The sequence below is a fragment of the Streptomyces sp. NPDC002537 genome, from assembly GCF_053594975.1.
The window spans coordinates 1-25,536 of record NZ_JBSFWT010000047.1; the positions used below are offsets into that span (position 1 = coordinate 1).

The window sequence follows — 25,536 nt, forward strand, 5'->3', positions numbered from 1 at the left end:
GCTGATTTCAGCCCGTCCGGCGTTTGAGGACGCGCCCGCAGGGCGCTGGGGGTCCGGGGGTCTCCCCCGGTTTCGGGAAGGGGCGGGGCTGGGGAACAAAACCGGCGTCAGCCGAAGAAGGTGCGGGCCTCCTCGTAGAGCGTCGCCGGGACCGTCTTCAGACAGGCGGTCGCGTCGGCGAGCGGCACCCGGACGATGTCCGTCCCCCGCAGGGCGACCATCCGTCCGAAGTCGCCGTCCCGCACCGCGGCGATCGCGTGCAACCCGAACCGCGTGGCCAGCCACCGGTCGAACGCGCTGGGCGTACCCCCGCGCTGCACATGCCCGAGCACGATGGTGCGGGCCTCCTTGCCCGTGCGCCGTTCGATCTCCTTGGCCAGCCACTCCCCCACGCCGGACAGCCGGACGTGGCCGAAGGAGTCGTGCGCGGCGGCGCCCTTGAGGACGACGTCGCCGTCCTTCGGCATGGCGCCCTCGGCGACGACGACGATCGGCGCGTAGCTGGCGCGGAAGCGGGAGACGACCCAGCCGCAGACCTCGTCGAGGTCGAAGCGCTGCTCGGGGACGAGGATGACGTTGGCGCCGCCGGCGAGGCCGGAGTGCAGGGCGATCCAGCCCGCGTGGCGGCCCATGACCTCGACGACGAGGACCCGCATATGGGACTCGGCGGTGGTGTGCAGCCGGTCGATGGCCTCGGTGGCGATGTTGACGGCGGTGTCGAAGCCGAAGGTGTAGTCCGTGGCGGAGAGGTCGTTGTCGATGGTCTTGGGGACGCCGACGCACCGTACGCCGTGCTCCCCGTGCAGCCGGGCGGCGACGCCGAGGGTGTCCTCGCCGCCGATCGCGATCAGGGCGTCGACCTCGTCCGCGGCCAGGTTCTCCTGGATCCGCCGGATGCCGTCGTCCGTCTTGAAGGGGTTGGTGCGCGACGAGCCCAGGATGGTGCCGCCCCGGGGCAGGATGCCGCGGACGGCCGGGATGCCGAGGGGCACGGTGGTGCCCTGGACGAGCCCGCGCCAGCCGTCGCGGTAACCGATGAAGTCGTAGCCGTAGTCCTGTACGCCCTTGCGGACGGCGGCGCGGATGACCGCGTTGAGCCCCGGGCAGTCACCGCCGCCGGTGAGCACTCCGACCCGCATGACGATCTCCCTTCAGCCGGGACGCCCGGCCGGGGAAGGGTCAGGCGCCGTCGAGACCTCGCTCTATCGCGTAGCGCACGAGCTCCACGCGGTTGTGCAACTGGAGCTTGCCCAAGGTGTTCTGAACATGGTTCTGCACCGTCCGGTGGGAAATAACCAGGCGTTCGGCGATTTGCTTGTAGGAGAGTCCCTTGGCGACGAGCCGCAGCACCTCGGTCTCGCGGTCGGTCAGCCGGGGCACCTTGGGCTCGTCGGGGGCGGCCGGGGCCGGGTCGGCGGCCAGTCTGCGGTACTCCCCGAGGACCAGGCCGGCCAGGCCGGGGGTGAAGACGGGGTCGCCCGCGGCCGTGCGGTGGACGGCGTCGGTCAGCTCCTCGGTGCTGGCCGACTTCATGAGGTAGCCGGTGGCACCGGACTTCACGGCCTCCAGGACGTCGGCGTGCTCGCCGCTCGCGGAGAGCACCAGGACGCGCAGGGCGGGGTTCTCGCCGACGAGTTCCTTGCAGACGGCGACGCCGGGCAGGCCGGGCAGGTTGAGGTCCAGGACCAGGACGTCGGGCGCGGCGGCCCGTGCGCGGCGCACCGCCTGGGGGCCGTCGCCCGCCGTCGCGACCACGTCGAAACCGGCGGCCTCCAGGTCGCGGGCGACTGCGTCGCGCCACATGGGGTGGTCGTCGACCACCATGACCCGCACGGTCCGCTCGTCACTCGTGCCTTCGTGACTCATGTCTTCGTGCTCCCCCGTGGGACTCTCAGTTCGACTTCCGTGCCCTGGCCGGGCACGGACAGCAGCTCGGCGCTGCCGCCCAGGTCCCGCAGCCGGCCGCGGATCGACAGGGCGACGCCCATGCGCCCCTCCCGCTCCGCCGCCGCCAGCCTGCCCTCGGCGATGCCCGGACCGTCGTCCCGCACGGTGACGATCACCTCGTCCGGCTCGTCCTCCAGCAGGATCCAGGCCCGCGCGCCGTCCCCGGCGTGCTGGCGGACATTGTCCAGTGCGGCACCGACGGCGGCCGCCAGTTCCGCCGCAGCGGCCGCCTCCAGGAGGACGGGCGAGCCGGGCCCGGCGAAGGAGACGGCGGCTCCCGCGTGCGGGGCGAGCAGCGCCCCCACGTCGCAGGGGCCCTCCGGGGGCCGGGGCGCGGGCACCACGGAGCGGACGAGCTCCGCGTCCTCGGCCCGCTGCCGCGGGGTGCCCTGCGACAGCAGTCCGCCGGCGACCAGGGTGCGCAGGGCGATCTCCTGCTCGCCCGCCATCCGGCCGAGTTCGGCGGCCTCGCCGCCCAGCGCGGCGCCCCGGCGCTGCACCATGGCGAGCACCTGGAGGACGCCGTCGTGGATGTCGCGGGCGAGCCGTTCGCGCTCGCGGGTGGCCGCCTCGATCTGCAGGGCGCGGGCGAGCGTGCGCTCACTGGCCCGCGCGACCTCCACGATGTAGCCGATGGCGACGCTGGAGACCCACACCAGCAGTACGTTGTGGACGGTGTCGCGGGCCGGGCCGCCACGCTCGGCGAGGTTGGCGGCGGCCACCAGGGTGGAGCCGACGACCGCCCAGCGCCAGCCGCCCTTGATGGCACAGCCCAGTACGGCCCCGCCCGCCCAGATGGACGGGAGGGTGGCCGCGCCGCCGTCGATGCGCTCGGCGGAGTCGACGGCGGCGGTGACGAGGATGCCGGACAGCGCGATGGTGAGGTCGGCGACCAGGAAGCGCTTGGTGCAGCGCTCGGGCGAGGTGACCCGGTTCCAGGTCAGCGCCATCCAGAGCGTCAGTGCGCCCATGTAGAGCGCCCCGCCGAGCGGATGGGCGTACTCGCGGTAGTTCAGGAGGAACAGCGCGAGGGCGTACCCGAGCGTCAGGATGCGGTAGCCGGTCAGCGCGCGCCACAGCGGCAGCTCCACCGACATCCGTACGACGCGCGGCTTCCTGCTGCGCGATGCCATCGAACCGACCCCCCGGCCCCGGGCGGCTATGCCTCGGGCCGCTTCTCCTGCTCCGCCCCGGTGTCCGCCTTGCTGTCCGCCGTGTCGAGACCGGCGGCCTTCGCCGCCTTCTCCTCCTCCGCCTTGCGCTTCGCCTCGTCGGCGATCTGCCGCTTGGCGGCGGTGGCGTAGATGTCGACGTACTCCTGGCCGGACAGCTCCATGATCTTGTACATGACCTCGTCGGTGACCGAGCGGAGGATGAAGCGGTCGCCGTCCATGCCGTGGTAGCGGCTGAAGTCCAGCGGCTCGCCGATGCGGATGCCCGGACGGATCATCTTCGGCAGGACCTTGCCCGGGGGCTGCACCTTCTCCGTGTCGATCATGGCGACGGGGATGACGGGCGCGCCGGACAGCAGCGCCACCCGGGCGAGCCCGCCGGGCTTGCCGCGGTAGAGGCGGCCGTCCGGGGAGCGGGTGCCCTCGGGGTAGATGCCGAACAGCTCGCCGCGCGCCAGTACCTCCAGGCCGCTCTTGATCGCCGCCTCACCGGCCCCGCGGGCGCCCGAACGGTCGACGGGCAGCTGGCCGACGCCCTTGAAGAAGGCCGCCGTCAGCTTTCCCTTGACTCCCGGGGAGGTGAAGTATTCCTGCTTCGCGATGAAGGTGACCTTGCGGTCCAGGATCGCGGGGAGGAAGAAGGAGTCCGAGAACGACAGGTGGTTGCTCGCGAGGATCGCGGGCCCCTCGGCCGGGATGTTCTCCAAGCCCTCCACCCACGGCCGGAAGGCAAGCTTCAGCGACCCGCCGATGGACAGCTTCATAGCGCCGTAGAACAACCGAGAACCTCCTGTAGTGACGAGGAGACCTTAACCTGCCTACCCGCCGTGCGGCGCTCCGCGTACGCTGAGGGCCAGACCCCTTTTCCCGTTCCACCGATCGGAGATTCCGGTGCCGCTCCTCCCCGGCGCCGAGCCGTTCCGCCACGACGGCGGAGAGGTCGGCGTCCTCGTGTGTCACGGCTTCACCGGTTCCCCGCAGTCCGTTCGGCCCTGGGCCGAGTATCTCGCGGAGCGCGGTCTGACCGTCTCGCTGCCGCTGCTGCCCGGCCATGGCACCCGCTGGCAGGACATGCAGCTCACCGGCTGGCAGGACTGGTACGCGGAGGTCGACCGCGCGCTGCGGGAGCTGCGGGAGCGCTGCTCGCAGGTCTTCGTCTGCGGGCTGTCGATGGGCGGGGCGCTGTCCCTGCGGCTGGCCGCCCGGCACGGTGCCGGGGTCTCCGGGCTCGTCCTGGTCAACCCGGCGAACAAGGTGCACGGTCTGGCCGCGAAGGCGCTGCCGGTGGTGCGGCATCTGATCCCGTCGAGCAAGGGCATCGCGAGCGACATCGCCAGGCCCGGCGGCGCGGAGCTCGGCTACGACCGGGTGCCGCTGCACGCGGCGCACTCCTTCCGCCGGGGCCTCCAGCGGCTGGACGCCGAACTGCCGCAGGTGACGCAGCCCTTGCTGCTGCTGCACAGCCCCGAGGACCATGTGGTGCCGCCCGTCGACTCGGCGCGCATCCTGGCCCGGGTCTCGTCGCGGGACGTCACCGAGCGGCTGCTGGAGCGCAGCTACCACGTGGCGACGCTGGACCACGACGCCGAGCTGATCTTCGAGGAGACGTACGCGTTCATCAGCCGGCTCCGGGCGGGCGCCGGCGAGGTCGGGGCGGCCTCCCGTGGCTGAGCACGACGCGGACCGCGATCGCGACGAGAGCCGCGATCCGCTGGACGAGGAGGCCGCCTGGGCGGAGCTCGTCGCCGCGTACGGCGAGCAGCCCGACCCCGCGGCGGGCCGCTGGCCGGCTTCGGGCGATGTGCCGGACCCCCCGTCCGGCCCCGCCGACGGCAAGGACGTGCCGGAGGCCCCGGAGAGTGCCGCCAAGGCGCCCACGGGTGCGCCGGAGAGCCCGGACCGGCCCGCGGGCAGCTTCATCGTCTACGCGCCGGGGGTGGGCCCCCGGGACTGGGGCGCGTCCGGCTCCACCGGTGACGACGACCTCGACGAGGCGGACGAGGGGCACTTCGTGCCGCCGGAGCCGCCGCCGCTGCCGACCGGCGACGTCACGGCCCGCTTCGCGTGGATAGCGGTGCTGGGCGGGCCGCTGCTGCTGCTCGTCATGGTCCTGCTGCGGCAGGAGCTGACCTGGTGGATCACCACGCTCGGGGTCGGCGGCTTCCTCGGCGGCTTCGCCACGCTGGTGCTCCGCATGAAGGACAGCGACGAGGACGACGAGGATCCGGGGAGCGGCGCGGTCGTGTGACCTGGGCCCGGCCCCCTATGAGACCGCTATGAGGCCGGTACCCGCACCGCCGCCAGCACGGGCAGGTGGTCCGTGGCGGCCCGCAGGTCGCGCTCCCGGAGACCCGGGAGCCCCATGGGGACGCCGCAGCCGAGCACCTCGACGCCCTCGGTCGCGAAAATCGCGTCGATCCGCTGCAATGGATCACCCAGTCGGGTGGTGTGCTCGCGGCCCCACGGCTTGGTGGCCCATCCGTCCTGGAGCGCGTCCGCGAGGAGCCCGAAGGTACGGCCGTCGGGCCGGTCGTTGAGGTCCCCCGCGGCGATGGCGTACGGGGCGTCCAGGGCGGCCAGCTTGTCGAGGAGCAGCCGCCCCTGGCCGTACCGCTCCGCCTCCTTGATGCTCAGGTGGCAGCTGAGGACGCCGAGCCGGGCGCGGCCGAAGCGGAGCACGGCGGTGGCGAAGCCGCGCTGGTGGAGTCCGGGGGTACGGGGCAGCAGCACATCGTCCGTGTGCTCCACGTGGGCCCGCAGCGAGGACAGGATCATCGGCCCGGAGGCGGTGGCCCCGCCGGTGACGTACACGAGCTCGGAGGTGCGGGCCAGGCGCGCGGCGGCCTTGCGCCACCGGAAGAAGCGGGGCGCCTCCTGGACGCAGACGACGTCGGGGGCGCAGGCCCGGATGACCCGGGCCAGCGCGTCGGTGTCGTCCCGCATGGAACGGATGTTGTAGCTCAGCACCCTGATGACGGCGGAGCCGTCCGGCTCGGTGCGGGAGGCCGGGAGATCCGGGAGGTCAGGGAGGTCCGGGAGAACAGTCGCACTCATGGTGCTCCCCTACCCCGGAACGGGGGCGCTCCGAACGGCGGGCGCCCCCGGTGTCGCGGTTGTCCCCGACGCTGTCCCCGGGTCCCTGGTGTTATCCCTGACGTGCGAGGTCGGCCGCGCCGACCAGCCCGGCCTTGCCGCCGAGCTGGGCGGCGAGCACCTGGGCGTGCGGGCGCCACTGGCCGCCGACCAGCCAGCGGCGGAAGGACTTGCGGATCGGGTCGAGGACGAGGTCGCCCTCGTCGGAGACGCCGCCGCCGACGATGAACGCCGAGGGGTCGAAGAGCGAGGCGAGGTCGGCGAGGCCCGCGCCGGCCCAGCGGGCCAGCTCGCGGAACGAGTCGATGGCGACCGGGTCGCCCTGCCGGGCCGCGTCGCTGATGTGCTTGCCCTGGATGCCCTCGGGGGTGCCGTCGCCGAGGCCGAGGAGGATCTCGGCGTTCTCGGGGGTGGCCTGGGCGCGCTGCCGGGCGTAGCGGACGAGGGCGCGGCCGGAGGCGTACTGCTCCCAGCAGCCCTGGCTGCCGCAGCCGCACAGCAGGCCGTCCGGCACGACCCGGATGTGGCCGAACTCGGCGGCCACGCCGAAGCGTCCGCGGCGCAGCTTGTTGCCGATGATGATGCCGCCGCCGAGGCCGGTGCCCAGCGTGATGCAGATGACGTCGTCGTGGCCCTGGCCCGCGCCGAAGCGGTACTCGCCCCAGGCGGCGGCGTTGGCGTCGTTCTCGACGACGACGGGCAGGCCGACGCGCTGCTCGACCTTGTCCTTCAGGGCCTCGTGGCGCCAGTTGATGTTCGGGGCGAAGAGGACCGTGGCCCGCTTGTCGTCCACGTAGCCCGCGGCGCCGATGCCGACCGCCTCGACCTCGTGGTCGGCGCTGACCGTGCGTACCGCGTCCGCGATGGCGTCGATGACGCCCTCGGGGGTCGGAGGGGTCGGTACCTTGCACGTCGCGAGGATGTTGCCCTCCTCGTCGACCACGCCGGCCGCGATCTTCGTGCCGCCGATGTCGACGCCGATGGTGAGTCCCATGTGTCCCTCAGTTATTCGCTCGAACCCCGCCGCGACCCACCGTACCGGAGACGGGAGTACCCCCTTGCCGTCAAGGCTGCGGGGGTGCGCGGACGGCAGGTCAGTCGAGGTCGATGCGCTCCGTGCCGCCCGTTCCCGCGTCGCCCCGGCCGGGTGCTCCGGGGCCGTCCGCGGGCTTCTCGGCGTCGCCGCGGGTCCAGCGGCTCTCCTGGCCCTGGAGGGCGGCGCGGTAGGCGGCGAGGAGCTCCGAACCGGCGGAGGCGAGGTGGTCGAAGACCTCGGGGTTGCGCTCGACGACCGGCTCGACGGCGGCCTTCGCCCGGTCGACGACCTGCTGGACGACGTCCTGCGCGGCCAGGCCCGCGAGCGGCAGTTGGAGCGCGGAGACCTTCTCGGTCACGGCGTCGAGGAGCTTGCGCAGCTCCTCGGCGGCGCTGCCGGGCTGCTGCCCGTACGCGGCCCGGCGGCGGGCCCGCTCCGCGGCGAGGTCCTCGGCGCACGCCTGCCCCCAGGCATCGGGATCGGCCGCCGCGTCGGGTGCGGGGCGCTCGGTGGCATCGCTCATGGCGGACTCCTGCGGCTGGATTTTCCTTCGACGTTACCCGAACGGTGGAGTGGCGTTCAGGGAGTGCGCGGCCAGAGGGCGGGGTCGGGGGTGAAGCGCACGCACAGCGCCCCGTCGCGCAGGCCCGCCCCGGAGACGGTGCAGCGGCGCAGCGCCGACGGCAGGGGCAGCACGCGGCGGAACGGGCCGACGCCGACGATGAGTTCGTCGCCCCTGCGTATGAGGTCGAGGGCGTCGCGGTCGGCGCCGGGCAGCGGCAGCCGCCAGACGAGGACCCCGTCGGCGGCCAGTCTGTCCTCGACGGTCCAGGTGTCGGGCGTCTCGCCGTCGGGGCGGGCGGGCCAGCCGTCGAGCTCGTCGGACAGGCCCTCGCCCTCGACGATCCCGACCGTGCCGCCCCCGCCGCCGATGGTCGTCGACGCGGCGCGCTCGACGAGTGCCGCGAGGTCCCCGTGGCCGCCCGGCCCGCGGCCGAGGTGGGGCAGCTCGCAGAGGGTGACGCCGTCGATGAGGAACTCCTCGTACAGCGCCTTGAGCGCGGTCTGCTGCTCGGCGACGAGCCCGGCCAGCCAGAGGTCGTTGCCGGTGCCGGTGGGGAGTATCCGGTTGGCGACGAGGGTGTCGAGGCGGCAGCCCTGGAGGGCGAGTCCGGCGCGGGCGAGGCGCACCGCCGGGACGGTGAGCGGCCCGGGTTCGGCGACGAGGCGCACGGTGGTGCCGTTCGCCTCGATGATGTCCTGCACGGCGGCGAGTTCGGCCTCCCAGCGCTCCGCGGTCTCGTACAGCCGCTGCGCGGGCATGGGCACCCCGGCGAGCTGGGCGAGCATCGGGCGCAGGGCGCGGGCCGCCTGCCGTTCGGCGGGCAGCAGCCGGCGCAGATAGCGGCGCAGTTGCTCGGGCAGGGCCAGCAGGCGCACGGTCTCGTGCGCGGGCGGCATGTCGACGACGAGCAGGTCCCATGCGGCGGCGGTGTGCGCGGCGCGCAGGGCGGCGAGGACGGCGAGGGGCTCGGCGCCGGGGAGTTCGGTGAGTTCCTCGGGGTCGAGGGGGGTGGCGCCGAGGAGGTCGAAGAGGGAGGCGCCGCGCTCCTGGAGGTCGCGGGCGCGGTCCTGGAAGTGCTCGCCGGTGGCGATGCGGGCGGCCCACAGGCCGGGGGCCGCCTCGACGGGCTCCGCCCAGGGGGACCGGGCCGTGCCGTCCGGCGGGGGCAGCGGCAGGGCCGTGCCGAGCACCGCGTCGGGGGCGGGGCCGCGGTCGGTGGTGAGCAGCAGCGTGCGCTTGCCGCGCCGGGCCGCGGCGAGTGCGGTGGCCGCCGCGGCGGTGGTGCGGCCCGCGCCGCCGGTGCCGGTGACGAGGACCGTACGCAAGGGGGTGCCTCCTGTTGGTGCGGCGCCGTCGCCGCCTGCGGCCGCGTCCTCGAACTCCCCCGGCTAACGCTGGGAGGTGCCCCCAGGACGGACTGGACTGCGTGCCCGGGGGCCGTGGCCCCCGGGCACGGGAAAGGTCAGGACTTCGCCGCGCCGCTTTCCACGCGCTGCTTCAGGCCGTCCAGGGCGCGGTCGATGATGACCTTCTCCGCCTTGCGCTTGATCATGCCGAGCATGGGGATCTTGACGTCGACGGTGAGCTGGTACGTCACCTTGGTGTGTGCGCCCCCGGCCTCCGGCTCCAGGCTGTACGAGCCGTCGAGCTGCCGCAGCATCTGGGACTTGACGAGGGACCAGCTGACGACGTTCTCCGCGGGCCACTTGTAGGCGAGCGTGTGGTCGTCCTTGATCGCGCCCGCGTCGAGGACGAGGCGCACCTGGGAGGCGCGGCCCTGCTCGTCCTTGGCGAGCACCTCCGCCTGCTTGACCTCGCCGGTCCACTCCGCGTAGCGGTCGAAGTCGGCGATCACCGCCATGACGTCGGCGGGGGTCGCCTCGATCGTGATGCTCGAGCTGGTGTGTTCCGCCATCTCCGTGGCTCCTCCGTACCGGTCCCGCTCCGCCTGGTATGCCTGCCGCTGAAGGCTACAACGCGGCGCGCGTCACCACTCCAGCACCCAGGGTGTACCGCTGGAGGCGAAGTGGCCGACGTTGACGCACTCGGTCGCGCCGATGCGCATCCGGCGCGCGAGGGGCTGGTGGACGTGGCCGAAGAGGGCGTACCGGGGGCGCGTCCTGCGGATGGCCTCCAGCAGGGCGCGGCTCCCGGTCTCGAAGCGGCGGGCGACGGTGTCGTAGCAGAGTTCGGGCACGTCGGGCGGGATATGGGAGCAGAGGACGTCGACCTCGCCCAGCGCCTCGATCTTGGCGGCGTACTCCTCGGGGCCGATCTCGTAGGGCGTGCGCATGGGCGAGGGCAGGCCGCCGCCGACGAAGCCGAAGACGCGGCCGCCGATCTCCACGCGCTCGCCGTCGAGGACGGTGGTGCCGGGGGCGGCGTATTCCGGCCACAGGCGGGGGATGTCGACATTGCCGTAGGTGGCGTAGGTGGGGGTCGGGAAGGCGGCGAAGAGCTCGGCGTACTGCTTGCGGACGGCGGACTCGATGGCGGACTCGCGGTCGATGCCCGCCCAGAGGCTCCGCCCCAGCTCACGGGCCTCGTCGAAGCGGCGGGCGGTGCGCAGTTCCACGATCCGGTCGGCGTTCTCCACCCCGAACAGGTCGGGGAAGATGCCGCGCGAGTGATCGCGGTAGTCGAGGAAGAGGACCAGGTCGCCCAGGCAGACCAGGGCGTCGGCACCGGCTCCCGCACTGGCGAGATCCTCGCTGTTGCCGTGCACATCGCTGACCACGTGAACTCTGAAGCCACCTCGCATACCGATCACCCTAGGGTCTGCGGGTGGGCCGGAGGAAGGTATCCGACCTGCGGTTACTTCCCGGTCACCAAGCCGACGAGCTAGGGTGCGGAAGGCGGTCCGGTGGCGTGTGACGCAGCGAACATCTGGGCGCCACCCCCTATTCGAAAGCCATACTGGTGGGTAACGTCCGGGCAGTCCAATACCCCCCGCCTGATCATGGACCGCAGCCGACGCAGCGCCCCTCGATGACGCGGCGGCGCCGGCGCCCGACGAGGAGCAGCAGTCTTGCGCGAGTTCAGCCTTCCGGCCCTCTATGAGGTCCCTGCGGACGGAAACCTGACGGACCTGATCCGCCGCAACGCCGCGCAGCGTCCCGATGTCGCCGTCATAGGGCGGAAGGTCGACGACCGCTGGGAGGACGTCACCGCCGCCGCCTTCCTCGCCGAGGTCCGGACCGCCGCCAAGGGTCTGATGGCCTCCGGCGTGCGACCGGGCGACCGGGTCGGGCTGATGTCCCGCACGCGCTACGAGTGGACACTGCTGGACTTCGCCATCTGGAGCGCGGGCGCGGTGACCGTGCCGGTGTACGAGACGAGCTCGCCGGAGCAGATCCAGTGGATCCTCGGCGACTCCGGCGCCGTCGCCTGCGTCGTGGAGACCGAGGCGCACGAGAGCGCCGTCGCGTCCGTCCGGGACCGGCTGCCCGAGCTGCGGAACGTCTGGCGGATCGAGGACGACGCCGTCGGCAAGCTGGCCGCCGCCGGGGGCGGGCTGACCGACGAGGAGGTGGACGAGCGCAGCGCGCTCGCCAACGCCGACTCGCCCGCGACCATCGTCTACACCTCGGGCACCACCGGGCGCCCCAAGGGCTGCGTGCTGAGCCACCGCAGCTTCTTCGCGGAGTGCGGCAACGCGGTGGAACGGCTCAAGCCGCTGTTCGACACCGGCCACTCCTCCGTCCTGCTCTTCCTGCCCACGGCCCATGTCTTCGGCCGGCTCGTGGAGATCTCGGCGATGCTCGCGCCGATCCGGCTGGGCTGCGTCCCCGACATCCGGAACCTCACCGACGACCTGGCCTCGTTCCGGCCGACGCTGATCCTCGGCGTGCCGCGCGTCTTCGAGAAGGTCTACAACTCGGCGCGCGCCAAGGCGCAGGCCGACGGCAAGGGCAAGATCTTCGACCGGGCCGCGGACACCGCCATCGCGTACAGCCGGGCGAAGGACACCCCCGGCGGCCCGTCGTTCGGGCTGCGCCTCAAGCACGCGGTCTTCGACCGGCTGGTCTACGGCAAGCTGCGCGCCGTGCTCGGCGGCCGGGCGACGCACGCGATCTCCGGCGGCGCCCCGCTGGGCGAGCGCCTCGGCCACTTCTACCGCGGCATCGGCTTCACCGTCCTGGAGGGCTACGGGCTCACCGAGTCCTGCGCGGCGACCGCCTTCAACCCGTGGGACCGGCAGAAGATCGGCACGGTCGGGCAGCCGCTGCCCGGTTCGGTCGTCCGGATCGCCGACGACGGCGAGGTGCTGCTGCACGGCGAGCACCTGTTCCAGGGCTACTGGAACAACGAGACCGCCACGGAGGAGGCGCTCTCCGACGGCTGGTTCCACACCGGTGACCTGGGCACGCTCGACGAGGACGGCTACCTCACGATCACCGGCCGGAAGAAGGAGATCATCGTCACCGCGGGCGGCAAGAACGTCGCCCCGGCCGTGATCGAGGACCGCATCCGCGCGCACGCACTGATCGCCGAGTGCATGGTCGTCGGTGACGCCCGCCCCTTCGTCGGCGCGCTCATCACCCTCGACGAGGACTTCCTGCCGCGCTGGCTCGCCGACCACGGCAAGCCGGCGGGTACGACCCCGGCGGAGCTGGCGGACGACCCCGATCTGCTGGCCGCCGTGCAGAAGGCCGTCGACGACGGCAACGCCGCCGTGTCCAAGGCGGAGTCGGTACGGAAGTTCCGCATCCTCCCCGCCCAGTTCACGGAGGCCTCGGGTCATGTGACCCCGTCCCTCAAGCTCAAGCGGAACGTTGTGGCGAAGGACTTCGCGGACGAGATCGAGGCCATTTACCGCGGGTAGCGGTGCGGGGCCTGCCTGCGGGCCGTCTGCCGCCTGCGGCGGGGGCGGCCTGCGGCCGCGTCCTCAAACGCCGGACGGGCTGATTTTGCCGACGTAGTCCGCAAGCCTGCGGGCCGTAGGTCAAAGAGCCACGGTCCGCACAATTCAGCCCGTCCGGCGTTTGAGGACAAGCGGCGCAGCCGCTTCGGGGGCCCGGGGGTCTCTCCCGGTTCGGGAAGGGGCGGGGCTGGGGAACAAACAACCCGACCGCACCCGGGGAACCTACAGAAGCTCCCGCAAGCGCTCCGCCAGGAGATCCCAGCGCCAGCGCTCCTCGACCCATTCACGACCCCGCGCGCCCATACGGGCCCGCAACGCCGGATCCCGCAGCAGTTCCACAACGCGGTCGGCCGACTGGGCCGGTGAGCCACCCGCCACGACATAGCCGGTCTCGCCGTCCAGGACGGCATCCGGCGCCCCGCCGGAGTCGCCCGCGACCACGGGGAGCCCGGTCGCGGACGCCTCCAGGTAGACGATGCCGAGCCCCTCGACGTCCAGCCCGCCCCGCCGCGTACGGCACGGCATCGCGAAGACGTCTCCCGCGCCGTAGTGCGCGGGCAGTTCCTCCCAGGGGACGGCGCCGGTGAAGCGGACGGCGTGGGCGACGCCCGTCGCGTCGGCCAGCTTCCGCAGGTCGTTCTCGTACGGGCCGCCGCCGACGATCAGCAGCACCACGTCCGGCACGGCCGCGAGGATTCTCGGCATGGCCTGGATCAGCGTGTCCTGGCCCTTGCGGGGCACGAGCCGGGAGACGCAGACGACGACCGGGCGGTCGCTGAGCCCGAGGCGGGCCCGCACCCGCTCGCCGCCGGAGCCCGGGTGGAACGTCTTCTCGTCGACGCCGGGCGGCAGTTGGACCATCCGCGCGGCCGCCTCGCCGGTCAGCGCGCCCGCGATCCGCGACCGCGTGTACTCCCCCAGATAGGTGAGCGTGTCCGTGCCCTCGCCGATCCGCCGCAGCAGTTGCCGGGAGGCGGGCAGCTGGGCCCAGCCCGACTCGTGGCCGTGGGTGGTGCCGACCAGCCGCCGCGCACCGGCCCGGCGCAGCGCGGGCGCCATCAGGCCGAGCGGCGCGGCGGCCCCGAACCACACGGAGGAGCAGCCGTGTTCGCGCAGCAGCCCGACGGCGCGCCGGGTCACCCGGGGGGTGGGCAGCAGCATGGTCGTGCTGTCGCGCACGACCTGGAAGGGCTGTTGGGCGTCGAAGGCGGCGGTGGCCTCCGCGCCTTCCCGGCCGCGCTTCCAGGTGGAGGCGTAGACGACGATGTCCGCCGGGTCCAGGCGCAGTGCCATGTTGTGCAGGAACGCCTGGATGCCGCCGGGGCGGGGCGGGAAGTCATTGGTGACGATGAGGGTCTTGTCCATCGGGCCCGACAGTACCGGGTGGCCGGGGGCGGCGATCGGGCGGCAACGGCGCGGGTGTACCGCCACGTCATCGCGCGCGGACGGTCCGGGCGGGCATCATGCCTTCCAGTAGCGATGCGCTCACTGCGTGTAGGGACCGTGCTGGAACGAGGTGAATGATGGCGGGCGCTGGTTTGCGGCTCTCGATCGTGGTGTGGGCCGTCACCCGGGCCGTGCTGCTGTTGTACGTGTTCCGGGTGTGGGTGATGCCGGGTTCGGACGTCTCCGTCGACATCGAGGTGATCTACCAGGGCTGGTACGGGGTGCTGCGCACGGGCACCTTCCCGTACGACGACGTGACCTGGCAGTACCCACCGGCCGCCGCGCTCGCCGTGCTCGCCCCGGGGCTGCTGCCGTTCCTCGACTACGCCCCGGCGTTCTTCCTGGTGTGCTTCCTCGCGGACGCGGTGGTGTTCGGGCTGCTGCTGTACGCGGTGCGGGGCGGCAGACACAGCGCGAAGGGGGTGTGGGTGTGGGTGGTGGGGGTGCCGCTGCTGGGCCCGATCGTCTATGCCCGCTATGACGTGATGGTGACGGCCGTCGCGGTCGCGGCGCTGCTGCTGGCGGGGCGGCGGACCCGGCTCGCGGGGGTGCTGATGGGGTTCGGCGCGCTGCTGAAGGTCTGGCCCGTGCTGCTGCTGGTCGGGACGCCGCGCGGTCGCCGCACCCGGGCGGCCTGGGGTGCCGCGCTGGCGGGCGCGGTGCTCGTGGGGCTGCTGTTCGCGGTGACGATGCCGGGGGCGCTGGCGTTCCTGACGTTCCAGCGGGCCCGGGGCACGGAGGTGGAGTCGCTGGGGTCGCTGGTCTTCCACCTGGGGCGGCATCTCGGCTGGCACGGCCACGCCCGGCTGCACTACGGCTCGGTGGAGTTCCTCGGCCGGTACGTCCACACGGTGAGCAGGCTCGCGCTGGCCCTGACCGTGCTGGCCTTCGGCTGGCTGCTGGTGTGGCGGCTGCGCGCGCGGAGGTTCACCGCGCACACCCCGTCGGACGCGGCGTTCGCGGCGGTGCTGCTGTTCACCACGACGAGCCGGGTGATCAGCCCGCAGTACGTGGTCTGGCTGATCGGCCTCGCGGCGGTCTGCATGACGGTGCGCGGCACACGTCAGGGCCTGCCCATCGCGCTGGTGCTGCTGGCGGCGCCGCTCACCCAGCTGGAGTTCCCCATCTGGTTCTCGCACGTGGTGGCCAGCGACAGACTGGGCGTCGCGACGCTGACCCTGCGCAACGGTCTGCTGGTGGTGGCGACGGTCATCGCCTGTGCCCGGCTGTGGCGGGAGACGGTGACCGAGGCGGCCCCGGCCGGTGCGGCCGATCCGCCCGCGGAGAAGGAACCGGCGCTGTCCGCCGGCTGACCCGCCGCCGCCCCCTCAGCCGAGCGTGCTCCGCACGTAGGCGCGCCACCGCCGGCCGAACTCGGCCTGCGATACGCCCAGCACCTCGCGCAGCGCGTCCGCCACCGCGCCCGGCCGCCGCTGATGGCGGCCCACCGCGCGGTAGAACGCGACGAGTTCGCCGTCGCCCCAGCGCTCGGCGATCATGCGGCAGGCCAGCCAGCCCTCCTCGTAGGCCCGCGCCAGCCGCCCCTGCTCGCCGGCGAAGCCGAAGTCGGCGTCCTCGGGCAGTTTCTCGGGCGGGTTGCCCGTGGCGACGGCGCGGGCGAGTTCGGGGGCGGCCTGCCGGGCGCTACGGCCGGTGCCGCGGTAGGCGGCCCAGTCCGCGAAGCCCTCGGAGAGCCACAGCGGGGTCGCCGCCGAGGTCTGGGCGCGGGTGGCGACATGGGCGGTCTCGTGGGTGAGGACGATCTGGCGGCCGAAGTCGCCCAGCGTCCCGTACGCCTCGGGGTTGACGATGATCCGGTCGGCCGGGGCGTTGCCGGAGCCGCCGATCTCGCCCGTGGTGACGGCGGCGATGCCGCGGTAGCTGGCGGCGGGCGAGTTCAGGAGGTCCGCCATCCGCTCGACCGAGGCGGGCATCTCGACGACGACCCGGCCGGGCCAGCCGCCCCCGCCCCGGGCCGCCTTGCCGGGCGCGGGCTTCCGCCCGTCCTGCCAGGCGGCGCTCACCGCGGGGACCGCGCGGTCGGCGAGGTCCGCGAGTGCCTTGAGCCGGGCCCGGTCCTGGCCGGCCCCGAGGACCAGGCTGTGCGCGCCCCGTACGACCGTGACCGGGCCCTGCTGCCAGAGCTGCGCGGGCCCGTGCCGGGTGTCCTCGGCGGTCACGTACCACTGGTCGTCCTTCCGCACGACCGTCAGCCGCTCGGTGGTGGTGACCGGGACCGTGTCGTAGCCGTCCAGCCGGTAGCGCAGTTCGGCCTCGACGGCGACCCGGTGCCCGTCGCCGCCGGAGGGAACGAAGCCCCCCGTGCGCACGAGCCGGTAGTCCCAGGACGCCAGGGGCACGGCCGCGAGGTTGCCGAACCGGGCGCGCTGCTCGGTGCGGAAGCCCTCGGCGTCGGGGTCCACCACGGCCAGGAAGGCGCGTTCGTCGCGGTCCCGGAGCGCCTTGGCCCACCGGTCGAGCAGGGCGGTCACGGACTTGTGCTCACCGTCGGAGCCCCCGGCGAGGTCCACGGGACCGCAGCCGCACAGGGCCAGGAAGGCCAGCAGGCCCGCCACCGCGGCGCGGGCCACCGGCCGTCGCCGAGGAGGGCGTCCGCCCGGCTCCTCCCGGGCGACGCCACCGCGTCCGCTCCACCACCACCGGCCCGTCACCCACCGCATCGTACGAGCCGCGCGCCCCACGGCGTGCGCTCAGGAGGCGTTCATGGCCGGGTGATGGACGAAATCGGCATCATGTTGGCCGGGTCGTAGCGGACCCGGGCGCCGGGGTAGGGGGCGTGCACGACCTGGCCGTTGCCGACGTACATGCCCACATGGCTGGCGTCGTTCCGGTAGATCACCAGGTCCCCGGGCTGCGCCTCGGAGAGGGAGACGTGGCGGCCCGCGTTGCGCTGCGCCTGCGAGGTGCGCGGCAGTCCCACCCCGGCCCGGCCGTACGCCCACTGCATCAGGCCGGAGCAGTCGAAGGCGCCCGGCCCGGTCGCGCCCCAGGCGTACGGGGTGCCGACGGCCGACCGTGCGGCCATCGCGGCGGCGGCGCCCCGCCCGGAGGCCGCGGAGAAGCCCGTCAGCCCGGCGAGGGAGACCGGCGAACGGCCCCCGCCGCCGGAACGCGAGGCCCGCGCGTACGCCTCCCGGTCCTCCCGCGGCATCGAGTTGAGCAGCCTGCGGGCCGTGGCGAGCTTGCCCTCGACCTCCCGCTTGTGCTGCTCGACGGCCTGCCTGCTGTCCTCCAGCTGTGCCAGGGCCCGGGTCGCCTCGGCACGCTCCTGGCGCAGGGTGCGCTGCGCCTCCAGCAGGGCCTTCAGCTGCTCCGCCTGGCGGCCGGTGACCCGGTCGAGGGTGGCGGCCCGCTCCAGATAGGCGTCGGGGTCCGAGGAGAGGAGCAGCTGGATCGCCGGGTCGACGGCACCGTTGCGGTACTGCGCGGTGGCGATCATGCCGAGGGACCGGCGCATCCGGTTGACGTGCTCCTGGCCGCGGACGACGCGGTCGGTGGTCTGGGCCACCTTCCGCCGCAGGGTGTCGGTGCGCTCGCCGGCCGCGTTGTACTTCTCGGTCGCCCGCTCCGCCTGCTCGTAGAGCGTGTCGACCTGTGCCCGCACCGTCCCTGTCGGCTCGGCCGCGCCCGAACGGTCGCCGGGCGCGGCGCCGGCGGGTGTCGCGAGGCCGGCCGCCGAGGCGGCGACGGCGGCGGACAGGACGGTGGCCCGGACGCTCTGTGCGAGACCGGGCTGCGCGGGACGACGGTGTGACGCCACGGGCTGCCGCACTCCTTCCGTTCTCCACTCGGGTGCGCGGTCCCCGCCCGCCGCCCGGGAATTCGGGCGGGCGGTGCGTCGTGGAGCCGCGCGCCAGACAGTAGCGGCGCGGTCACCCCTGGTTCAAAGACCTCGCGGTGCGGGAATACTGACGCCCCGCCGGAGACGCAGGTCACCGGCGGGGCGTGGAGTCAGCGGGGGCTGCCGCGATTCGCCCGAACGAGGGGCAGGTCAGCCATTCGGCCCAAGCGCGTCAGCCTATGCGCACGCCGAACTGGAAGGGCATGTTGCCCATGGACTCGTAGCGCACGTTGGCGCCCGGCTTGGGGGCGTGCAGGGTCATGCCGTTGCCCGCGTAGAGGCCGATGTGGTGCAGGTCGCCGTAGAAGAGCACCAGGTCGCCGGGCTTGAGCTGGCTCTGGTCGTAGATGCGGGTGCCGTCGTTGGCCTGGTCTTGCGAGACGCGGGACAGGGTGACGCCCGCCTGCGCGTACGCCCAGGAGGTCAGGCCCGAGCAGTCGAAGGAGTCGGGGCCGGTCGCACCCCACACGTACGGGGAGCCGATGACGGACTGCGCGGCGGCGAGCGCGGCGGCGCCGCGGCCCGAGCCGGCGGGGATGTTGATGTTCGGACGGTCCTCACCGCGGCTGGCGCGGTCACCGCCACCGGCGCCGCCCTTGCCGCCGTCCTTGCCACCGTCCTTGTCGCCGAGGACCTCGGCGCGCTCCTTGGCGCTGAGGGAGTTGAGGACCTCCTTGGCGTCGGCGAGCTTGCTCTGGACCTCCTCCTTCTTGTCCCCCAGGGCCTTGCGGGTGTCGGCGAGGTCCTTGAGCTTGCCGGTGGCCTCCAGGCGCTGCTGCTTGAGCGTGCGCTGCTTCTCGGAGATCTGCTTGAGGGTGTCGGCCTGCTTGGCGCTCAGCTGGTCGAGGGTGGACGCCTTCTCCAGGAAGGAGTCCGGGTCGGAGGAGAGGAGCAGCTGCAGGGACGGGTCGATGGCGCCGCTGCGGTACTGCGCGGTGGCCACAGAACCGAGGCTGTCGCGGAGCTTGTTGAGCTCCTCCTGGCCGCGGGCGACCTTGTCCTGGAGGTCGCCGACCTGCTTCTCGAGCTTGTCCTGCTTCTCCTTGGCCCCGTTGTACTTCTCGGTGGCCTGCTCCGCCTCTTCGTAGAGCTTGTCGACCTTGGCCTTGGCATCCGACTTGGACGGCGAGTCGGCGTGCGCGCCTTGCGCGGAGAGGGCCACGGCCGCAGCGGCGGTCGCGGTCAGCACGGTCACCCGGGCGCGGCCCGGCTGCTTGGGTCGACGGTGGGACGCCACGGAGACGAGCTCCTTCTTCCTCAGCCGCCGGCCGCGCGAAGTCCGCGGCTCCGGCGGGACCTTCACCGTCACCCCGAATGGATGATCACCGCGCGAAGGTTCGAGGCCCGACCTTAGTGACCTCCACATGATCGGTTCAAATCCTCATACGCAAAATCTCGCCCCACGGGCGCAAGTTTTACCCGCGCGACACAGTGGGTCACCCCTGATGAACACTCAGGCACAGGGCGAGGCCCGGGGAGCGCGTCACCGCGCGACGGTCACGTACGCGCGAGCCGCTTCAGGAGCAGCGCCGAGGCCACCGGCCGCGCACCGGCCTTCGCCACGCCGTCCGCGACCTCGCGGTCCGTGGAGACCACGACCACCGGCCGGCCCGGCGGCTCCGCCCGGACCAGCTGCCGGATCAGCTCGTCCGCGGTCACCCCGGGCTTGCTGAACAGCACCCGCACCCCGCGCGGCGGCGCCAGCAGCACCGGGGCGGCCAGCTCCGCGCCGTCGAAGACACAGGTCATCTCCGCGCCCGTCTGCGCGGCCAGCATCGCGAGCCCGCCCAGCAGCCGCAGCCGCTGCTTGTCCAGCGGCATCGTCGGATAGCCGGTCTTGGTGACGTTGTAGCCGTCGACCACCAGATGCGCCTGGGGCAGCGCCAACAGCTGGTCCAGGAGCGCGGGATCGGTCTCCGAGAGCGCGCGGGTGGCGATGTCCTTGGGTGTCATCCGCCCCGGCTCCACGGCGTCCACGGTGTCCGCGGGGCGCACGGAAGCGGGCGGCAGCGCCAGCTCGCGGCGCAGGCCCTGCGCCGCGTCCAGCACCGTGTCCAGCAGCAGCCGCAGCCGCATGTCCTCCACGCTGCGTCCCTCGCGCACCGCCCGGCGGCTTGCCTCGAGGCCCGACTCGGCCTCCGCCAGCCGGGCCTTGAGCCGGCGCGCCTCGCCGAGGGCGGCGGCCTTCTCCGCGGCGGCGGCGGCCCGGACGGCCTCCAGCTCCGCCTCCCCCTTGCGCAGCGCGGCCTCGCCGCGCCGCACATCGCTCAGCGCGCTGCGCAGCTTGCGCTGCAGCGCGTCGTTCTCCTTGCGGACCGCGTCCAGCTCGGCGCGGAACCGGTCGGTCTCCGTCCGCCCTTCGGCGCGGGCCTCCGCCAGTTCCTCGCGCAGCCGCCGCAGTTCGCGCTGGGCCTCCTCGCCGGCCCGCTCGGCGCTGGCCCGCTGCGCCTCCTCGCCGGCCGCGGTGACCAGCTTGACCCACCCGGCGGGCCGCAGCACGAAGGCCATGGCCGCCACGTCCTCGGGGTCCGCGGCCGCGGGCGGGGCGCCGGAGTCGAGCGCCTCGGCGAGTTCGGACCCCGACTCGCGCAGCCGCGCGGAGATCCGCTGCCGGAAGGCGGGGTCGTTCTCCACGGCGGCGGCCATGGCGTTGCCCGCGAACTTGGCCCGGCGGCTCGGCGTGAACCGGGCGTACTGCCGTAGCGCGGGCGGCAGTTCGGTGACCGTCAGGCCCCCGAACGCCTCCGCGACCAGGCCGATGACCCGCCGCCTGACGCCCTCGGGCAGGGGTCGGTCGAGCACCTCGGCGACGCCATCGGCCCCACCGGTGTCATCCGGTTCACCGGCCGCGTCCACGCCGCCTGTGTGCTCAACCACCGCTCACCGCTCCCGTTCTTCAGGCGCTCGCGCCCGGCCTGTCCACCAGCTCGATCTGGTCGACCGCGTTGCACCACCGGCAACGTACGGACTCGATCGTCTCACTGACCACGTCCCGCTCCTCCACCCGAGGCTCTCCGGCCAGGTCGAGGTGCACATATTCCACAGCCTTGGTCGTGCGCGTGACGTCGAACCGGGTGAGGTTGCCGCACAGCGTGCAGCGCCAGCGGGTCCCGGCTGTCGGCTGGGGAACGCCCATCGTGTCGTCGTCCGTCCTCGTCGAGGTCCTCGCGGCCCGCCCACCGGCAGCCGCCAGGAACGCTGTCGGGCCGCGGGGACGCTTCCCGTAACCCTACGGCCTGATGGTCGCGCGGCGCGGAGCACAGCCGCGCACACGTCACGGGAGGAACGGCCCGGCGAGGCACTCTGTGCCCTTTGCTGCCGGTACGCCATGATCTGGCCATGCCCGTAACGGCGGCTCGCCGGAGCCCACAGCCCGCCCGCCGGACCGTGCCCCTGGTCACCTACGCCCTCATCGGCGTCTGCTGCGTCGTCTTCCTCGCCGGTCCCGCGTCGGGCCTGGCCGCCTCCCACGGCACCGGCGGCGACCTGCTGGCCGAACAGACCGCCTACTTCGCACGCTGGGGCGTGGTGCCCGAGGAGCTGTGGCGCGGCTCGCCGGACCGGCTGGTCACCCCGCTCACCGCGCTCTTCGTGCACGGCAACTGGCTGCATCTGCTGGGGAACATGCTCTTCCTCTACGTCTTCGGCGCGATGGCCGAGGAGCGGATGGGCCGGGCCTCCTTCGCCCTCTTCTACCTCGCCGCCGGGGTGCTGGCCCTGCTCGGCTACGCGGCCGTGCACGCCGACTCCGGCCGGACTCTGGTCGGGGCGTCCGGGGCGATCTCCGGGGTGCTCGGGGCCTTCCTCTGTCTCTTCCCCAGAGCCCGGGTCACCAGTCTCTTCCCGTTCCTCTTCTTCCTGCCGCTGCGCTTCCCCGCCTGGGCCGTGCTGCTCTTCTGGTTCGTCCTCCAGTGGCTGGCCGCCCGCACCGCGGGCGACCGGCCCGGAGTCGCCTACCTCGCCCATGTGCTGGGCTTCGCCGTCGGCTTCCTGTACGCGTGGGCCCGGTACAGGTGTGCGGCTAGAGTGAAAGGCACGGCCGCGTCCGGCGACGGGCCGCGACCTCCCCGATAGGAGCCCCCGCCGTGATCACTTCCATCGTGCTCATCAAGACCGACACCGACCGGATCCCCGAGATCGCGGAGCGGATCGCAGCGCTGGAGGGGGTCAGCGAGGTCTACTCGGTCACCGGGGCGCAGGACCTGATCGCGATGGTGCGGGTCGCTCGCCACGACGACCTGGCCGACGTCATTCCGGGCCGCATCAGCAAGGTGCCGGGCGTGGTGTCGACGGAGACCCATATCGCGTTCCGCACCTATTCCCAGCACGACTTGGAAGCCGCGTTCGCGATCGGCCTGGACGCGTAGCGCCTACGGCGGGTTCCGTTTCCGACTGCGGGTCCGTTGCCTCCCCCAGCCTTCGGCCGGGGGGACCCCCAGCGGCGGGAGCGCCCTCCGGGCGCGGCCTCAAACGCCGGACGGGCTGGATTGTGCGGACCGTGGCTCTTCGGCCTGCGGCCCGCAGGCTGCGGACAACGCCCGCAAAATCAGCCCGTCCGGCGTTTGAGGACGCGGCCGCAGGCCGCCCCCGCCGCAGGCGGCAACCGGCCCGCAGCCAGAGCGTCACGCAGGCACACACCGCCCGCTCTCCGTCCGATAGGACCACCGCGCACCGTGCGCCACGAGCTCACCGACCGCCCGTACGAAGCGGGCCACGTGTTCGTCCGGCGTCCCCGCCCCGAAACTGACCCGCACCGCGTTGAGCGACCCCCCGTCAGGGGCCCCGCACTCGCCCGAGGCGTCCTGGCCGCCGCCCAGCAGGGTCCGTACCAAGGGATGTGCGCAGAACAGCCCGTCCCGCACCCCGATGCCGTACTCCGCGGACAGCGCCGCCGCGAAGTGCGAGCTGTTCCAGCCGTCCACGACGAACGACAGCACACCGACGCGCGGGGCGTCGTCGCCGAAGAGCGAGAGCACCCGGACCCCCGGCACCCCGGCGAGACCCTCGCGGACCGTCGCGATCAACTCCCGTTCGCGCGCGACAAGCCGGTCCAGCCCCGCCTCGCGGAGCGCCCTGCAGGCCGACGCGATGGCGTAGGCGCCGATGACGTTGGGCGAGCCCGCCTCGTGCCGGGCGGCGCCGTCGTGCCACTCGACGGCCACCCCGCCGTCGGCGCCCCGGGCCACCGTACGGCTGGCGCCGCCGCCCGCGAGGTACGGCTCCGCGCCCCGCAGCCAGTCCGCCCGCCCGGCCAGGACGCCGGCGCCGAACGGCGCGTACAGCTTGTGCCCGGAGAAGGCGATCCAGTCGACGTCCGACTCCGCGACGTCCACCGGGTGGTGCGGCACGAGCTGTGCCGCGTCGACCACGACGCGGGCACCGTGCGCGTGCGCGGCGGCCGTCAACTCCCGTACGGGCCACAGCTCTCCGGTCACGTTGGACGCCCCGGTCACACACACCAGGGCCGGCCCGTAGGGCTCGCGGTCCGTGAGGGCGCGCTCCAGGATCTCCACGGCCTGGCCGGGCGACCGGGGCGCGTCGAGGTAGGTGACCGTGACGTCCGCGCGCCGCTCCCACGGCAGCAGCGCGGCGTGGTGCTCGGATTCGAAGACGAACACCCGTGTGTCCGGCGGGAGTACGGCCGCGAGGAGGTTGAGCGAGTCGGTGGTCGAGCGGGTGAAGACGACCTGGTCGCCCGGCCGGCAGCCGAGGAACCCGGCGATCTCCGCCCGGCTGTTCTCGAAGAGGTCGGTCGACAGCTGGGAGAGGTATCCGGCGCCGCGGTGCACGCTGCCGTAGTACGGGGCGTACGCCGCGACGTCGTCCCACACCCGCTGGAGCGCGGGGGCGCTGGCCGCGTAGTCGAGCGCCGCGTAGGTCACCTCTCCCCCGGTGACCAGCGGGACGCGGACGTCGTTCCCGAGGACGGGCAGCGGGGTGCGGTCGGTGGTGGGCTCGACGGCAACAGGGCATGCGGACATGGCGAATTCTCCCGGGTACAGGCGGAAAGTCTGTGCGCACGCACCCGCGAGAGAGAGCTCCGCGGGGGTGCGGAAAGGACGGCTCGGCGCACGGTCGTGCCGTGCGGAGCGCGGGGGAAACGGGCCTTCGGCCCTATCGCATTCGCTGAATCATGGAGGATCTCCCTCGACGACCAGGATCCCTGGCGAGGGATCCGCGCTTGCCGCAGACCTTGTTGTCTGCGACCCGGTCATCACCCGGGGCACCCCGCCACGGAAGGAGGGTTGCCGGACAGCGGGCCGGGGCCGTGTCGCTGTCACTCGTGACCTGGCAGGGAGTATGACACAACTGATCGCCGGGCGAAAAGGGCGTCCGCATCACGGACGCCCTTCGCTCTTTCCCGCCCGGGTGCCTACTTGTTGCTGGCCGTCACCCAGCGGTCCAGGGCCAGCTTCGCCGCACCGGAGTCGACGGACTCGGCCGCCTTCGCGATGCCGGCCGCGATCTGCTCGGTCAGCGGTGCGTCGGTCGGCTCCAGCGCGACGAGCGCCGCGGCCGCGTTCAGCAGCACCGCGTCCCGTACGGGCCCGGTCTCGCCGGCCAGCAGGCGGCGGGCGACATCGGCGTTGTACGAGGCGTCGGCGCCCTGCAGGGCGTCCACCGGGACCAGCGGGATGCCCACGTCCCGCGGGTCGAAGGGCTGCTCCGTGACCTGTCCGTCCCGGACCATCCACACCCGCGAGGTCGCGGTGGTGGTGAGCTCGTCCAGCCCGTCGTCGCCGCGGAACACCAGGGCCGAGGAGCCCCGTTCGGCGAGCACCCCGGCGAGGATCGGGGCCATCCGGGCGTCGGCGACACCGGTCGCCTGGGCCCGCACCCGCGCGGGGTTGGTCAGCGGCCCGAGCACGTTGAAGGTCGTACGGATGCCCAGCTCGCGCCGCGCGGCCGCGACGTAGCGCAGGGACGGGTGGAACTTCACGGCGAAGCAGAAGGTGATGCCCGCCTCCTCGGCGACCTCCACGACCCGGCGCGGGGCGAGGTCCAGGTTGACGCCCAGCTTCTCCAGGACGTCCGAGGCGCCGCTGGCGGACGAGGCGGCGCGGTTGCCGTGCTTGACGACCCTGACGCCGGTGCCCGCGACGACGATGGACGCCATCGTGGAGATGTTGACGGTCTTGGCGCCGTCGCCGCCGGTGCCCACGATGTCCACGCTCGGGCCGGGCACCTCGATGAGGTTGGCGTGCCGGTACATGGCCCGGACGAGGCCGGAGATCTCGGCGACCGTCTCGCCCTTGGCGCGCAGCGCGACCGCGAACCCGGCGATCTGCGCGTCGGTGGCCTCGCCGCGCATGATGCGGTCCATGGCCCAGGCGGTGTCGTCCGAGCCGAGGTCCACTCCGTTCAGCAGGGTGTTCAGCAGGCCCGGCCAGGAAGGGGCCACCGCGCTGTCGCCGCCTGCCGGGGTCACAACGTTCATGGTCCACGCTCCTGGTGGTCGGTCGGAGAGCCGCGGCCGTCCGGGGCTCGCGGGTCCAGCCTATCCAGGCCCAGGAGACGGCGAAGAGCCCCGTCCACGCGCTGGACGGGGCT

The 25,536-nt window shown here is 73.3% G+C and carries 24 protein-coding genes and 1 riboswitch; of the genes, 6 read left to right on the forward strand and 18 right to left on the reverse strand.

The genetic code is table 11. The features are described from left to right. Nucleotides 1-107 precede the first annotated feature (107 nt). The 4 genes from ACWD4A_RS21170 to ACWD4A_RS21185 are packed head-to-tail and all read right to left on the reverse strand — an operon-like array spanning nt 108 to nt 3,898. Complete coding sequence (locus ACWD4A_RS21170) at nt 108-1,139, reverse strand: 6-phosphofructokinase (protein WP_451195984.1); 1,032 nt, start codon at nt 1,137-1,139, stop codon at nt 108-110. A gap of 40 nt (nt 1,140-1,179) precedes the next feature. After that, nucleotides 1,180-1,866 (reverse strand): response regulator, encoded by a 687-nt coding sequence (locus ACWD4A_RS21175; RefSeq protein ID WP_451195986.1) that lies wholly within the window; start codon nt 1,864-1,866, stop codon nt 1,180-1,182. Beyond that, the gene (macS, locus tag ACWD4A_RS21180) at nt 1,863-3,080 is read right to left on the reverse strand and encodes a MacS family sensor histidine kinase (protein WP_451195988.1); all 1,218 of its coding nucleotides are present in this window, start codon (nt 3,078-3,080) and stop codon (nt 1,863-1,865) included. The genes ACWD4A_RS21175 and macS overlap by 4 nt, the downstream gene beginning before the upstream one ends. 26 nt (nt 3,081-3,106) lie before the next feature. Continuing rightward, nucleotides 3,107-3,898 carry a lysophospholipid acyltransferase family protein gene (locus tag ACWD4A_RS21185; protein ID WP_451195990.1) on the reverse strand — a complete coding sequence of 264 codons (792 nt, stop codon included), beginning with the start codon at nt 3,896-3,898 and terminating at the stop codon, nt 3,107-3,109. 112 nt (nt 3,899-4,010) lie between these two features. Here ACWD4A_RS21185 and ACWD4A_RS21190 point away from each other — a divergent pair, with 112 nt between their 5' ends. Together ACWD4A_RS21190 and ACWD4A_RS21195 are read left to right on the forward strand one after the other, a co-directional pair. Beyond that, on the forward strand, nt 4,011-4,790 hold the full coding sequence (locus ACWD4A_RS21190; protein ID WP_451195991.1) for an alpha/beta hydrolase: 780 nt from the start codon (nt 4,011-4,013) through the stop codon (nt 4,788-4,790). Then, on the forward strand, nt 4,783-5,367 hold the full coding sequence (locus ACWD4A_RS21195; protein ID WP_451195993.1) for a hypothetical protein: 585 nt from the start codon (nt 4,783-4,785) through the stop codon (nt 5,365-5,367). The genes ACWD4A_RS21190 and ACWD4A_RS21195 overlap by 8 nt, the downstream gene beginning before the upstream one ends. A 26-nt stretch (nt 5,368-5,393) precedes the next feature. On the opposite strand, the gene ACWD4A_RS21200 is transcribed toward ACWD4A_RS21195, so the two are convergent. From ACWD4A_RS21200 to ACWD4A_RS21225, 6 genes are all read right to left on the reverse strand, one after another. After that, entirely contained in the window at nt 5,394-6,173 is a 780-nt protein-coding gene (locus ACWD4A_RS21200) for an endonuclease/exonuclease/phosphatase family protein (protein WP_451195995.1), read from the reverse strand. A gap of 91 nt (nt 6,174-6,264) precedes the next feature. Continuing rightward, nucleotides 6,265-7,206 carry an ROK family glucokinase gene (locus ACWD4A_RS21205; RefSeq protein WP_451195996.1) on the reverse strand — a complete coding sequence of 314 codons (942 nt, stop codon included), beginning with the start codon at nt 7,204-7,206 and terminating at the stop codon, nt 6,265-6,267. A 100-nt stretch (nt 7,207-7,306) separates the two neighbouring features. Then, complete coding sequence (locus ACWD4A_RS21210) at nt 7,307-7,771, reverse strand: DUF5304 domain-containing protein (protein ID WP_451195998.1); 465 nt, start codon at nt 7,769-7,771, stop codon at nt 7,307-7,309. 56 nt (nt 7,772-7,827) lie between these two features. After that, the gene (locus ACWD4A_RS21215) at nt 7,828-9,138 is read right to left on the reverse strand and encodes an ArsA family ATPase (RefSeq protein WP_451195999.1); all 1,311 of its coding nucleotides are present in this window, start codon (nt 9,136-9,138) and stop codon (nt 7,828-7,830) included. 137 nt (nt 9,139-9,275) lie between these two features. Further along, nucleotides 9,276-9,728: an SRPBCC family protein gene (locus ACWD4A_RS21220; RefSeq protein ID WP_451196001.1), complete on the reverse strand. Its 453-nt coding sequence runs from the start codon at nt 9,726-9,728 to the stop codon at nt 9,276-9,278. Between the two features lie 72 nt (nt 9,729-9,800). Beyond that, complete coding sequence (locus ACWD4A_RS21225; RefSeq protein WP_451196002.1) at nt 9,801-10,574, reverse strand: metallophosphoesterase family protein; 774 nt, start codon at nt 10,572-10,574, stop codon at nt 9,801-9,803. A gap of 267 nt (nt 10,575-10,841) precedes the next feature. Here ACWD4A_RS21225 and ACWD4A_RS21230 point away from each other — a divergent pair, with 267 nt between their 5' ends. After that, the gene (locus ACWD4A_RS21230; RefSeq protein WP_451196004.1) at nt 10,842-12,638 is read left to right on the forward strand and encodes an AMP-dependent synthetase/ligase; all 1,797 of its coding nucleotides are present in this window, start codon (nt 10,842-10,844) and stop codon (nt 12,636-12,638) included. A gap of 261 nt (nt 12,639-12,899) precedes the next feature. Here ACWD4A_RS21230 and ACWD4A_RS21235 read toward each other — a convergent pair whose 3' ends face one another. Continuing rightward, a complete protein-coding gene (locus ACWD4A_RS21235; RefSeq protein WP_451196006.1) occupies nt 12,900-14,042 on the reverse strand; it encodes a glycosyltransferase family 4 protein in 1,143 nt (380 codons plus the stop codon). Nucleotides 14,043-14,200: 158 nt separating this feature from the next. On the opposite strand from ACWD4A_RS21235, the gene ACWD4A_RS21240 reads away from it, so the two are divergent. Next, nucleotides 14,201-15,436 (forward strand): glycosyltransferase 87 family protein, encoded by a 1,236-nt coding sequence (locus tag ACWD4A_RS21240; RefSeq protein WP_451196008.1) that lies wholly within the window; start codon nt 14,201-14,203, stop codon nt 15,434-15,436. A 15-nt stretch (nt 15,437-15,451) separates the two neighbouring features. Here the strand turns inward: ACWD4A_RS21240 and ACWD4A_RS21245 are convergent, their stop codons facing one another. From ACWD4A_RS21245 to ACWD4A_RS21265, 5 genes are all read right to left on the reverse strand, one after another. Then, the gene (locus tag ACWD4A_RS21245) at nt 15,452-16,714 is read right to left on the reverse strand and encodes a hypothetical protein (RefSeq protein ID WP_451196091.1); all 1,263 of its coding nucleotides are present in this window, start codon (nt 16,712-16,714) and stop codon (nt 15,452-15,454) included. A 131-nt stretch (nt 16,715-16,845) separates the two neighbouring features. Beyond that, a complete protein-coding gene (locus ACWD4A_RS21250) occupies nt 16,846-17,904 on the reverse strand; it encodes an NlpC/P60 family protein (protein ID WP_451196010.1) in 1,059 nt (352 codons plus the stop codon). 253 nt (nt 17,905-18,157) lie between these two features. Then, nucleotides 18,158-19,222 (reverse strand): NlpC/P60 family protein, encoded by a 1,065-nt coding sequence (locus tag ACWD4A_RS21255; RefSeq protein WP_451196012.1) that lies wholly within the window; start codon nt 19,220-19,222, stop codon nt 18,158-18,160. A gap of 260 nt (nt 19,223-19,482) precedes the next feature. Then, the gene (locus ACWD4A_RS21260) at nt 19,483-20,862 is read right to left on the reverse strand and encodes an NYN domain-containing protein (protein ID WP_451196014.1); all 1,380 of its coding nucleotides are present in this window, start codon (nt 20,860-20,862) and stop codon (nt 19,483-19,485) included. Between the two features lie 19 nt (nt 20,863-20,881). After that, a complete protein-coding gene (locus ACWD4A_RS21265; protein ID WP_451196016.1) occupies nt 20,882-21,121 on the reverse strand; it encodes a hypothetical protein in 240 nt (79 codons plus the stop codon). A gap of 203 nt (nt 21,122-21,324) precedes the next feature. Between ACWD4A_RS21265 and ACWD4A_RS21270 the strand changes: the two genes are divergently transcribed. Next, entirely contained in the window at nt 21,325-22,059 is a 735-nt protein-coding gene (locus ACWD4A_RS21270) for a rhomboid family intramembrane serine protease (protein WP_451196018.1), read from the forward strand. A gap of 11 nt (nt 22,060-22,070) precedes the next feature. After that, entirely contained in the window at nt 22,071-22,352 is a 282-nt protein-coding gene (locus ACWD4A_RS21275) for an Lrp/AsnC family transcriptional regulator (RefSeq protein ID WP_451196020.1), read from the forward strand. 255 nt (nt 22,353-22,607) lie between these two features. Here the strand turns inward: ACWD4A_RS21275 and ACWD4A_RS21280 are convergent, their stop codons facing one another. Further along, a complete protein-coding gene (locus ACWD4A_RS21280) occupies nt 22,608-23,966 on the reverse strand; it encodes an aminotransferase class V-fold PLP-dependent enzyme (protein ID WP_451196022.1) in 1,359 nt (452 codons plus the stop codon). Between the two features lie 191 nt (nt 23,967-24,157). After that, a riboswitch (SAM riboswitch) is annotated at nt 24,158-24,274 on the reverse strand. Between the two features lie 84 nt (nt 24,275-24,358). After that, the gene (gene trpD / locus ACWD4A_RS21285) at nt 24,359-25,423 is read right to left on the reverse strand and encodes an anthranilate phosphoribosyltransferase (RefSeq protein ID WP_451196024.1); all 1,065 of its coding nucleotides are present in this window, start codon (nt 25,421-25,423) and stop codon (nt 24,359-24,361) included. Between the last annotated feature and the right edge of the window lie 113 nt (nt 25,424-25,536).